The following is a 12,249-nucleotide window of genomic DNA, read 5'->3' on the forward strand; positions in this document are numbered from 1 at the left end:
TCCCCGTTGAAGCGGATGGCCAGATGCTGTGGCGCGCCCTCGCTTCGCGCCGCAGGGAATGGGAACTACGGCATGACCGGATTTCCGGGGCGAGCTGGCGATCAACCGTGCAATGCTCCCGGGATTGCGGAGTTGGCCAGCGCCTACCGCAGCTTGGTAGAATTGGCTAAACTTGGCAATCGTAATCTACGAAAGGCCAGATCGGATGGTTTCCGGATGACTGAAGTCGAGAGCGAGATCCTCACGCTTGAGGAGGTCGCGGCCTACCTCAAAGCCGGGAAACGGACGGTCTATCGCCTTGCCCAGAAAGGAGAGATTCCGGCGTTCAAGCTTGGGGGAACCTGGCGCTTTCGCCGCTCGGAGCTGGATCGCTGGATCGCGGAAAGCATCAACAAGAAGCCGGAGGCGAAGTGACCGACTACCAAGTTCGTGCAACTGGTCATGGTCCAGGGGAGGAGCGCTGCCGATGATGCAACAGCTTCTGACGCCGCATCAGAGCCAGTACTACGCATGGCTCCCGACCCTACGCCGCATGGATCGGACAACGGAACATGCCCGCAAATGGGGAGGTTTGATGTGACACAAATTTCTTGTGTTGATTTGTTCTGCGGTGCAGGCGGATTGACGCATGGCTTCGTTCTGGAGGGTGTGCCTGTCGTCGCCGGAATCGATATGGACCCCGCCTGCCGCTTCCCTTATGAGGCCAACAACCAGGCCCGATTCGTGGAGCGAGACATCAGTAAGGTCACCATCGCCGAGCTGAAGGCGTTGTTCGGTGACGCCGATCTGACGATTCTCGCGGGCTGCGCGCCATGCCAACCCTTCTCGACCTACGCGCAGCGCTACGAGCTAGACGGCAAAGATGGCAAGTGGGGCCTCCTGTATGAATTCGCTCGCCTCGCGAAGGGCTCCAGTCCCGATGTCATCACGATGGAAAACGTGCCGACCGTCGCCAAGCACGAGGTGTTCCACGACTTCGTGGATACGCTGAAACGGCTCGGGTACAAGGTTTGGTTCGATGTCGTCGACAGCTCTCGTTATGGCGTCCCGCAGATGCGGCGGCGGATGGTGCTGCTGGCCTCTAAGCACGGCAGCATCGAGATGATCCCGCCCACCCACGAGAAACCGAAAACCGTTCGACAGGCCATCGCGCACTTGCGACCGCTCAGTGCCGGAGAGTCCGCGCCCAGAGACAAACTGCACGTCACCTCGACGCTGTCCGAAACGAACCTCAAGCGGATCAAGGTCTCCAAGCCCGGCGGCACTTGGCGCGACTGGCCCAAACACTTGATCGCCGAATGCCACCGCGCCGAGAGCGGGCGCACCTATCCGGGCGTCTATGGGCGCATGGAGTGGGACAAGCCTGCGCCGACCATGACGACCCAGTGCTACGGGTTCGGCAACGGTCGCTTCGGTCATCCTGAGCAGGATCGAGCCATCTCCCTACGGGAAGCCGCGATCTTGCAGAGCTTCCCGCGCGACTATGCATTCATCCCGCCGGATGGCGAGGTGAGTTTCAAGGTGCTCGGGAGGCTCATCGGCAACGCGGTTCCCGTCGATCTCGGTCGCGCCATCGCCCGCAGCATCAACCAACACCTCGCGTCGGTCACGGCTCGGTGATGGACTGACGAGGACCGCTCTATGCCGCAACTCCTGCCCTCGTCACCCGATACCAGTCGCCGCATGGCGAAGGTGAGGCAGAAAGGGACGGATGCGGAGGTGGCGTTGCGGAGGGAGATGTATCGAATCGGTCTGCGCTACAGGATCGATTACGAGGTTCTGAGGAAGCCCCGTCGCGTCGCGGATATCGCGTTTCCCGGGCGAAAGATCGCCATCTTCGTCGATGGCTGTTTCTGGCATGGCTGCCCCGAGCATGCCACTTGGCCGAAACGGAATGCGGAGTTCTGGCAGCAGAAGATCGAGGCGAACCGGAAGCGGGACGCGGACACGAATGAGCGGCTTCGCTCCGTCGGCTGGACGGTACTCCGATTCTGGTCGCACGAATCACCGACCGAGGCGGCAAGAGCTGTCGCGCGCGTGATCGCCACGGTCGACGCACAGCGTCGCGTTTCGTCGTCCGGCGTGAATGCGAAAAACTGAAAAAGGGGAGATGGCAATCGCATGGAGGTCCAAACCGAGCAGCAAGCCCAGACGTATCGCGCGAGGCCTGAGCCAGGACAACTGGTCGAGGTGCGCCGTCGTCAGTGGGTGGTGGCCGACGTCGATGCCGCTCGGCTGGATACCGGCACTCCCCAACATTGTGTGACGCTATCGTCGATCGACGAAGATGGTCTCGGCGAGGAACTGGAAGTCGTCTGGGAAATCGAGCCGGGTGCCCAGGTCATCGAACGCGCGGGCCTGCCCTCGGTCACGGGGCAGGACGATTCGGGCATGCTCGACGCCTTCCTCGACGCCGTGCGGTGGGGCGCCGCCACCAACGCCGACCGAGGGTTTCTCCAAGCGCCGTTCCGCAGCGGCGTCAGCATCGAGGACTTCCAGCTCGATCCGCTGGTGCGAGCCATCGACATGGCTCGCGTCAATCTGCTCATCGCCGACGACGTCGGCCTCGGCAAGACCATCGAGGCCGGTCTGGTCATTCAGGAACTGCTGCTGCGGCACCGTGCCCGCACCATCCTGATCGTCTGCCCTGCGTCGCTTCAGGAGAAATGGCGCGTCGAGATGCTGGAGAAGTTCGGCCTCGATTTCCGCGTGGTGGACACCGACTACATCAAACGGTTGCGGCGCGAGCGCGGCATCCACGCGAATCCGTGGACGTCGCATCCGCGCCTCATCACGTCGATGGATTGGGCCAAGGGCGGCGAGGGTTTGCGCGCCATGCGCGACGTGATCCCGCCGCACGTCGGCCATCCGCGCAAGTTCGACCTGCTGGTCGTGGACGAAGCACACAACGTCGCGCCCGCCGCAGGCGCGCACTACGCGCTGGAGAGCCAGCGCACACGCTTCGTCCGCGCCATCGGCCCGCACTTCCAGCATCGCCTGTTCCTGACCGCGACACCTCACAACGGCTACACCGAGTCGTTCACCTCGCTGCTGGAATTGCTCGACGACCAGCGCTTCGCGCGCAACATCCTCCCCGACGAAAAGCGCCTAAGTCAGGTGATGATCCGTCGCCTGAAAAGCGATCTGGTCGATGCGCACGGCAACCCCCTGTACGCCCGGCGCACCTTGCAGGCGCTCGAAGTCCCGTACACGGCGGAAGAGCGCGCGATTCATCGCAAGTTGGACGACTACTGCGCCAGCCGCGAAAAAGATGCCGAGAAATCAGGTAATGGCTTCGGCACGGCCTTCGTCAATCGCCTCCTCAAGAAGCGTCTGCTCTCGTCGCCAGCGGCGTTCGCGTCCACTCTGGAAAAGCACGTCGCATCGTTGTCCGAAGCACGGTCCGCGAAGTCGGACGCGATGGCGGAGCGCATTCTGCACAAGGCCATCCTAAAAGTCGACGAAGACTATGCCGACGATCAGGAGGTAGAGAACGCCCAAGCCGAAGCCATCGAGGAAGCCACGCGCCGCTCGACGCCGCTGACGCCGGAGCAGCGGGCGACGCTGGACGACTTGAGGGTGTGGGCTCAGCGAGCCAGGAATCAGGCCGACTCCAAGGCCGAAGCCATCCTCGACTGGCTCACGGCCAACCTCAAGCCGGACGGTCAGTGGAACGATCGCCGGGTGATCCTGTTCACCGAATACCGCACCACACACCAGTGGATGCATCAAATCCTCGCCAGCCACGGCTTCGGCGGCGAGCGTCTCGGCCTGCTCCACGGCGGCCTCTCTCAAGAGGAACGGGAACCCATCAAGGCGGCGTTCCAGGCATCGCCACAGGATTCACCCGTCCGCATCCTGCTCGCCACCGACGCGGCGTCCGAAGGCATCGACTTGCAGAACCACTGCAATCGGCTCATCCACTTGGAGATTCCCTACAACCCCAATGTGATGGAGCAGCGCAACGGGCGTATCGACCGCCACGGACAGCGCGAAAAGGAAGTGCTGATCTGGCACCCGGTCGATGGTGGCGACACGAGCGGCGCATCGGTCGGTGGCCACGGCGAGGACATCCTGCGCGCCTTGCGAAAACTGGACTCGATGCGCGCCGACATGGGCAGCGTCAATCCGGTCATCGCGCCGCAGATGTCCGGTCTGATCGAAGGCTCCTTGAAGGATTTGGACACTCGTCTCGCCGAGGCACGGATCGCACGGGCCAAGAACTTCGTTCGTGCCGAACGTGAGTTGAAGGAGCGCGTCGCCAAACTGCACGAACGTCTCCTCACTACCAAGCAGGATTTCCACCTCACGCCCGACCACGTCCTGATGGCCGTGAAGACCGGCCTCGCGCTGGCGGGCCGTCCGCCGCTGGAACCCGCCGAGCTACCGGGCGCACCCTCGGGCAGCGTGTTCCGGATGCCGGCGCTGTCCGGCTCCTGGGCGCGATGTCTGGAAGGGCTGCGTCACCCGCACACCCAGCGGATACGGCCCATCACCTTCGACCACGCCGTCGCCAGTGGCCGCGACGACGTCGTGCTCGTTCACCTGAACCATCGCTTGGTGCAGATGTGCCTGCGGTTGCTGCGCGCCGAGATCTGGGCGCAGGACGACGTGAAGAAACTGCACCGCGTCACCGTCCGCACCGTGCCGGATGCGCTCATCGACAGCCCCGCCGTGGTCGTCGTCTCGCGGCTGGTCGTCACGGGTGGCAACCATCATCGGCTGCACGAGGAACTGACGGTATCCGGCGGCTACCTGCGCGACCAATCCTTCCGCCGCGAAGAAGGCGTCACCCGCGTCCAGCAGTGGTTGGACGGTTCGAGGCCGATCACAGCAGCCCCGTCCCTGTTCGACGCACTTCGCGTCCGCTTCGACCGTCAGCAGGAAGCCATCCTGAAAGCGGTGGATGCGCGTTCGAAGGAGCGTCTCCGACACCTGGCCAACACGCTCCAGACCCGCAGACAGCAGGAAATCGACGACATCGGCACCGTGCTCGACGAACTGGAGAAGGCGATCCAGTCCGAGTTGAAGAAAGGCGAGCAGCCCGAACAGCTCTCGCTCTTCACCGAGGATGAACGCACACAACTCCGCCGCGACATCGCCGCGCTGGAAGCGCGCCTCGCGCGCATCCCTGACGAGCGCCGGATGGAAACGCAGGCCATCGAATCCCGTTACGCCAAGCTCGACGACCGCACCTTCCCGGTCGCCGTGATCTTCGTCGTGCCCGAGTCCACGTCAGGGGTGGCGAAATGATGACCTGGCAGGAATATCAGGAGGCCGTCGCCGAGTTCTACGAGCAAATCGACGACTTCGGTAACGTCAGAAGAAACGTCATGGTTCCGGACAAGATCACCGGCCAGCTACGGCAAATCGACGTGCTCATCGAAATCGAGGCCAAGGGGCATCCGCTGAAGATGATCGTCGATGCCAAGTTCCACGCCGTTCCCATCGATGTGCGAGAGGTCGAGTCAGTCCTCGCACTCGCTGATGCCGTTGGCGCAAACAAAGCGATCGTCGTCGTGGCGAATGGGTGGACGGAGCCAGCCAAGAAGAAGGCTGACCATGCTGGATGCGGCCTCGAACTTCTGTCGGTGGAAGACGCCCTCGATTTGATCGTTCCTGACAAATGGAAGATGTGCCCATCCTGCGATGCCGACTGCATCGTGCTCGATCAAGAAGGTGCGGTCACCCTCGATGGAGGCGCGTGGTTCTGGTGGCTTGCAGGTCAGTGCCGCGGATGCAAGTGCGCGCGTATCCACTGCCAAGACTGTGGGACGAAGGCATTCGTCGAACTCCATGGCTCCATCGTTTGTGGTTGCGGACATCGCTGGTCGAGCACCGATGACAGCGTCACCATCTCATTTTTCGCGGAAGAGCCTGAATGGTGACGCAGACCCAACACCACGACTGGCTCTCGCTCGTCGAGATTTCCGGCCCTTTCCTCGCCGTTCCCGTCCTGAAAGAAGCCTTTCCGCAGGGTCTGGAAGAACTGGATGCAGCCAAGCGCAAGCGGCTGCGGCAAGCCTACGACGAATGGCGCGAGGCACTGGAAACCGACGATCTGCATTTCGCAGACCTGCATGCGGCATGGATCGACGAGGTCTTGTCGCGTGGACTGGAACTCGACGAGGACGGTCGCGGCGACGTGCTCAAACGCAAGGATTGGTGCGTCGCGCACCTGACCGCCGATCTGCCCGAGCACGGGGTGACCCTGTTGCCGGACTTCGCCGTTGTCGGCAACGGCGACCAGCCGCTGATGCTCGTCCACGCCTACGGGCAGGATGTCGATCTCGATGCCACCCAGAAGCTGGACGGCTGGGCCAGCACACCGGCAGAACGTATGGTCAGGCTCTGCCGCGCCACGGGCTGCCGCCTCGGGCTGGTGACCAACGGCGAACGCTGGATGATGGTCGATGCGCCGGTAGGCGCAGTCACTACCTTCGCCAGTTGGTATGCGCGCATCTGGGGGCAGGAATCCATCACCCTCCAAGCCTTCGTCCACCTCTTGGGAATCCGGCGTTTCTTCGTCGATGAATCCGAACGGCTGCCCGCGCTCTTCGATCGCTCGCTGAAGTTCCAGGACGATGTGACCGACGCCTTGGGCGAGCAGGTGCGGCGCGCGGTCGAAGTGCTCATCCAGTCGCTCGACAAAGCCGACCAAGATCGCGACCGCGAATTGCTACGTGGCGTGAAGGAAGCCGAACTCTACGAAGCGGCGTTGACGGTGATGATGCGGCTGGTCTTCCTGCTCTCCGCCGAAGAGCGCGGCCTACTGCTCTTGGGCGACGAACGCTACGAGGCGAACTACGCGCTCTCGACCTTACGGATGCAGTTGCGCGCCGAATCCGACGAGATTCTGGAGCGTCGCTGGGATGCGTGGTCGCGCCTGCTGGCTGTCTTCCGCGCCGTGTACGGCGGCATCAAGCACGAAAACCTGCGCCTCCCCGCGCTGGGCGGCTCCCTGTTCGATCCGGATCGTTTCCCCTTCCTCGAAGGCCGCGCCCGTGGTTCCGATTGGCGCACCGACCCAGCCAAGCCGCTGCCGATCGACAACCGCACCGTCTTGCTGCTGCTCGAAGCCATCCAGCAATTCCAGGGGCGCACGCTGTCGTATCGGGCACTGGACGTCGAGCAGATCGGCTACGTCTATGAGGGTCTGCTGGAGCGCACCGTCAAGCGCACCGCCGAGGTCACGCTGGAACTCGACGCCACCAAGAGCGCCCAGTCGCCCTGGATCACGCTGGCCGAACTCGAATCTGCGAGGCTGGACGGTGCCGACCGCTTGACCGAACTGCTCCAGCAGCGCTCCGGCAGTTCCGCCAGTCGCGTACGCAACGATCTGGCTCGTCCCGTTGACGATTCGCTCGCCGATCGGGTGCTGACGGCTTGCCACGGCGACACGGCGCTACGCGATCGCATCAAGCCATTCGGCCATATGGTGCGCACCGACCCTTGGGGTTACCCGCTGGTCTATCCCGCTGGGGCCTTCATCGTCACCACCGGCTCTGACCGCCGTGAGACCGGCACCCACTACACGCCGAAGTCGCTTACCGAAGCCATCGTCGCCGAGACGCTCACCCCCATCGCCTACGTCGGCCCGACGCAGGGTACGCCCCGCGCGGACTGGGCGCTGAGATCCCCCGCCGATCTGCTCGATCTGAAGATCTGTGACCCGGCGATGGGTTCGGGTGCATTCCTCGTGCAAGCCTGCAGGTGGCTGGCCGACCGGTTGGTGGAGGCATGGGCGCAGGCCGAGGCGCAGGGCCACACGATCGGTGTCGATGGGCAGGTGGCGGATGCCAGCGCCAGCGTCGAGGCGCTACCGCGTGACACCGAGACACGCACCATTGCCGCCCGCCGCCTCATCGCCGAACGCGGCCTCTATGGCGTTGATCTGAACCCGCTGGCGGTCGAACTGGCCAAGCTTTCCATCTGGCTGGTGACGCTGGCCAAGGGGCGTCCCTTCGGCTTCCTCGACCACAACCTGCACTGTGGCGACAGCCTGCTCGGCATCCATCGGCTGGATCAACTCACCCAGCTTTCGATGAATCCCACCGGCCAGGGCCAGCTACGCCTGTTCGGCCAGAACGTTGAGCAGGCCGTGCGTGAGGCCATCGAACTGCGCTCACGCTTGCGCGAGATGCCCATCCGTGACATCCGCGACGTGGAAGCCATGGCGCATCTGGACGCTGACGCGCGCCGTAGGCTCGAAGTGCCGGAATGCATCGCCGATGCCTTCATCGGGGAGGTGTTCGCATCGGTCGGCGGCACGGCGCTGGAGAACGCGCTGGCGTCACTGACCATCCAGGCCGGGCAAGCCATCGATGGCGACCGCGAAGTGCTCGCCTCGATGCGCCGGAGATCGGTCGCTGCGCTCTCGACCGATCTGGCCGGAGACAAGCCTGCGCGGAGACCCTTCCATTGGCCGTTGGAGTTTCCGGAAGTGTTCGCGCGTGAGCGCGGCGGCTTCGACGGCATCGTCGGCAATCCACCCTTCCTGGGTGGACAGCGCATCACCGGCGTCGCGGGCACTGCCTTCCGCGATTGGCTGGTCGCGTACATCGCGGAGGGGCGTCGCGGCTCGGCTGATCTGGTCGCCTATTTCTTCCTGCGTGCTTGGAGCCTGCTGCGCGAAGGTGGCGGTTTCGGCCTGCTCGCGGTCAACACCATCGCGGAAGGCGACACGCGGCAGGTCGGGTTGGAAGCGATGGTCGGCGCGGGTGCCGTCATCCATGCAGCCTACCCAAACGAACCGTGGCCCGGGAAGGCGGCGGTCGTCACCAGTCGCGTGCATGTTCACAAAGGCGAGTGGCAGGGCGAACGCTCTCTGCTCGGGCGATCGGCTCCCTTTATATCGGCTTTCCTCTCCGATCGTGAGGAATGGAGTCCGAAGAGGCTGAAAGCCAACGAAGGCAAGGCTTTCATTGGCTCCTACGTACTTGGTATGGGCTTCGTGCTTACGTCTGATGAGGCACAGCGAATGCTGGACGCCGACCCGAAGAATGCCGAGGTGATCCTTCCGTACATCAACGGTGACGATCTCAATTCAGACCCGGAGCAGCGCCCGAGCCGCTGGGTAATCAACTTCTGGGACTGGCCGGAGGTGCGGGCCCAGACGTACTCAAAGCCTTGGTCATGGATCGAAGATGAAGTGAAGCCCGAGCGCCAGCGGCGTGACAAGAATGGGAAGTTCATGCTCAGAAAGCCCCTACCCGAACGATGGTGGCAGTTCGGTGAGAAGCGGCCGGCTCTCTATCACTCCATCGGACGCGGCCAACACTTCGAACAACATCCCGACGGCTGGAACTCGAAGGCCAAGCCCATGAAGGAGATCTTAGTCTCAGCCCGTGTCGGGAAGTACTTCGGACCCTCCGTTGTGCCGAATAACGTGGTATGCAGTGAACAATGCGTCGTCTTTGCGGCCGCCAGCCCCCACGCATTCGCAGTCCTGCTCAACTCGTCCATCGGGCAGGCGTGGGTGTGGCAACAGTCGTCGCGACACGAAACGCGGCTGCGGTTCTCGCCGTCAGATGCGTTCGAGACCCTTCCGTTTCCCAATGACCTCGAAACCCTGGAACCGCTCGGTGAGGCGTACCTGAGGGCACGCCGCGAAGTCATGCGGACCGATCACATCGGCCTGACCAAGCTCTATAACCGCTTCCATACCGACACAGAGCGCGATCCTCGCATCGAAGGGCTGCGCGCATTGCAGCGTGAAATGGACGCCTCTGTCGCACGCGCCTACGGCTGGCATGACCTTGACCTCGGACACGGCTTCCACGAAGTGCCGTATCTGCCAGAGAACGACCGCGTCCGCTTCACCATCTCGGAGGCCGCGCGCATCGAAGTGCTGCGTCGGCTTTCGGAGTTGAACCGCCAGCATTACGAGGAAGAAGTCGCCCAAGGCTTGCACGGCAGAAAAGCCAACGGCACGGCCACGCGCAAACCACGTACCCAACGCACCGAAAACACGCTCGCACAGCAATCCTCATTCGGGTTCGATGCCAATCCAGCCAACGAAGGCCACTACTTCAAAGCTGCCGAACCCCGCGCCGACTATCGCGCCGGCCCAGCCCACGCCATCGTCGAATACCTGAAGACTCATGCCGGCTGGCACGCCAAATCCGACATTCTTGCCGCCACCGGCCTCGTGGAGAGTCAGTGGAACTCCACGATCACAGCCCTGATTTCGGGTGGCAGTGTCGAGCGCCAAGGCGAAAGGCGCGGCGCGCGCTACCGCATCCAGCCCGGCAACGAGGAAAACTATCACGAGGGGACGTCATGACTCGAACCCAAGCCACGCCGACGTTCGAGATGACCGTCGACCTCAACGTCCTCGAACATCTCGGCATCAACCTCTACAGCAACATCGCCGCGGTCCTGACGGAAGCGGTGGCCAACGCCTGGGACGCGGATGCGTCGAGCGTGCAGATTCGCGTCGATCCAAACAGCGAGTGGATCGAGATCGAGGACGATGGTGTCGGCATGTCCGTCGATGACCTGAACGGCAAGTACCTGCGTGTCGGCTATCGCCGCCGTGACGAGGACGCGGAGCATGGGCGCAGGACCGCCAAGGGTCGCCCGGCAATGGGCCGCAAGGGGCTGGGCAAGCTGTCACTATTCTCCATCGCAAATGTGATCGAGGTGCAGTCCTCCAAGAACGGTGACATGCACGGATTTCGGATGAGCGTGCCGGGCATTCACGAGGCCGTGCAAGAAAAGCGCCCATACCACCCAGAGCCACTGGCGAGCGAAACGCTCACCGTGACGCGGGGTACGAAGATCGTGCTGCACGAAATCAAGCGGCAGCGCCTCGGCAAGGGGGTGAGCGCGTTGCGAAAGCGCCTCGCCCGGCGCTTCTCGATCATCGGTCAGGCCAATGGATTCGAGATCAGGATCGACGGCCTGCCCATCACGGCGGCCGATCGCGGCGATCTGCCCAAAGCCCAGTTCCTCTGGACGTTCGATGGCTACGAGCCGGAGGCCAGCACCATTTCACACGTCCTGGAGCGCGAATCGTTGTCCGCGCGGTTCGATGCATGGGATTCGGCGTGGCGCGTGAGCGGCTGGCTCGGCACGGCGCGCAAACCCAAAGACCTCGACGACGACGAAGCGGGCAATCTGAACGGCATCGTGGTCTTCGCCCGAGGTCGCCTGTTCCATGAGAACGTGCTCGACCGCCTGAACGACGGGCGGCTCTACACGAAATACCTCACCGGCCAGATTGAGGCGGACTTCCTCGATGCCGACGATCAGCCGGACATCGCCACCAGCGACCGCCAGCGTGTGCAGGAGGACGACGAGCGGTACATCCAGTTGATCGCGTTCCTCGGATCGCGGCTCAACCAGCTCGAAAAACGCTGGAACGAATGGCGCAGGAAACACGAGGTCGAGAAGGCCAAGGAGACCTCTCCGGCCCTCGCCGAGTGGCTCGATACGCTCCCCGAGGGATACAAGAAGAGCGCGGAGACGCTGATCGCCAAACTGAGCGCGCTGCCGCTGGACGACGAAGACGACCGCAAGCTCATGTACCGGCACGGCATCCTGGCTTTCGAGCGCATGAAGCTGCGTGGCTCGACGGAAGAGTTCGTGACGAGCGTGGAGAGCGCCGACCGGCTGCTGGCCGTGCTCGCCGACCGCGATGCGCTGGAAGCCTCGCTCTACCGTGACATCGTGAAGTCGCGTCTGGACGCGATCCGCGACTTCCAAACCATCATCGACGAAGATGCGAAGGAACGGGTGCTCCAGAAGTACCTGTTCGACCACCTGTGGTTGCTTGATCCAGCGTGGGAGCGCGCCACGGGCAGCCAGATCATGGAGTCCCGCCTCACGACGGAAGGCGTGCTGATCGAAGACCTGACCGAGAAGGAACGTCTGGGCCGCGTCGACATCGCCTACCGCACTCACGCGGGCAAGCACGTCATCGTCGAACTCAAGAAGGTCGGTCGCAAGATGGGTCTGCTCGAACTGGTCGAGCAAGGCCAGACCTATGTGGACAAGCTGAAGAAGATTCTGCGCGAGCAGAACGTGGCGACGCCGGATATCGAGGTGGTCTTCGTCCTCGGCAAGGCGGTCGATGAAGAGGCCACCAACCCGGATCGGCTCAAGTCGTCGATGGAGTCCATTGCGCCGGGCAGTCGCATCGTCCACTACGACACCCTGATCCGTGGGGCGCAGGAAGCCTATTCGGCCTACATCGACCAGAGCAAGGCACTCGACAAGCTCGAAAAGATCGTGAGTGCAATCTGA

At 63.2% G+C, this 12,249-nt stretch carries 7 protein-coding genes; all 7 read left to right on the forward strand.

Translation table 11 applies throughout. The annotated features are described in order from the left end of the window. The first annotated feature begins 216 nt into the window (after window positions 1-216). Window positions 217-414 carry a helix-turn-helix domain-containing protein gene (locus LWW89_RS08620; protein ID WP_023093119.1) on the forward strand — a complete coding sequence of 66 codons (198 nt, stop codon included), beginning with the start codon at window positions 217-219 and terminating at the stop codon, window positions 412-414. A gap of 162 nt (window positions 415-576) precedes the next feature. Further along, a complete protein-coding gene (locus tag LWW89_RS08625; protein WP_196641781.1) occupies window positions 577-1,620 on the forward strand; it encodes a DNA cytosine methyltransferase in 1,044 nt (347 codons plus the stop codon). A 21-nt stretch (window positions 1,621-1,641) separates the two neighbouring features. Continuing rightward, window positions 1,642-2,100, forward strand: coding sequence for a very short patch repair endonuclease (locus LWW89_RS08630; RefSeq protein WP_023093121.1), 459 nt, complete (start codon window positions 1,642-1,644; stop codon window positions 2,098-2,100). 21 nt (window positions 2,101-2,121) lie between these two features. Beyond that, entirely contained in the window at window positions 2,122-5,253 is a 3,132-nt protein-coding gene (drmD, locus tag LWW89_RS08635) for a DISARM system SNF2-like helicase DrmD (RefSeq protein ID WP_023093122.1), read from the forward strand. Beyond that, window positions 5,250-5,888 carry a restriction endonuclease gene (locus LWW89_RS08640; protein WP_023093123.1) on the forward strand — a complete coding sequence of 213 codons (639 nt, stop codon included), beginning with the start codon at window positions 5,250-5,252 and terminating at the stop codon, window positions 5,886-5,888. The genes drmD and LWW89_RS08640 overlap by 4 nt, the downstream gene beginning before the upstream one ends. Then, window positions 5,882-10,285, forward strand: coding sequence for a type IIL restriction-modification enzyme MmeI (locus LWW89_RS08645; protein WP_023093124.1), 4,404 nt, complete (start codon window positions 5,882-5,884; stop codon window positions 10,283-10,285). Before LWW89_RS08640 ends, LWW89_RS08645 begins: the two co-directional genes overlap by 7 nt. Then, the gene (locus LWW89_RS08650; protein ID WP_023093125.1) at window positions 10,282-12,249 is read left to right on the forward strand and encodes an ATP-binding protein; all 1,968 of its coding nucleotides are present in this window, start codon (window positions 10,282-10,284) and stop codon (window positions 12,247-12,249) included. Before LWW89_RS08645 ends, LWW89_RS08650 begins: the two co-directional genes overlap by 4 nt.

The organism is Oryzomicrobium sp., assembly GCF_021287045.1.
In the GTDB taxonomy this organism is placed as follows: Bacteria; Pseudomonadota; Gammaproteobacteria; order Burkholderiales; family Rhodocyclaceae; genus Oryzomicrobium.

What these genes read in the sequence shown, in the direction of transcription:
- LWW89_RS08620 (WP_023093119.1), top strand. Translation starts at nt 217, where the DNA reads ATGACTGAAGTCGAGAGCGAGATCCTCACGCTTGAGGAGGTCGCGGCC.
- LWW89_RS08630 (WP_023093121.1), top strand. Translation starts at nt 1,642, where the DNA reads ATGCCGCAACTCCTGCCCTCGTCACCCGATACCAGTCGCCGCATGGCG.
- drmD (WP_023093122.1), top strand. Translation starts at nt 2,122, where the DNA reads ATGGAGGTCCAAACCGAGCAGCAAGCCCAGACGTATCGCGCGAGGCCT.
- LWW89_RS08640 (WP_023093123.1), top strand. Translation starts at nt 5,250, where the DNA reads ATGATGACCTGGCAGGAATATCAGGAGGCCGTCGCCGAGTTCTACGAG.
- LWW89_RS08645 (WP_023093124.1), top strand. Translation starts at nt 5,882, where the DNA reads ATGGTGACGCAGACCCAACACCACGACTGGCTCTCGCTCGTCGAGATT.
- LWW89_RS08650 (WP_023093125.1), top strand. Translation starts at nt 10,282, where the DNA reads ATGACTCGAACCCAAGCCACGCCGACGTTCGAGATGACCGTCGACCTC.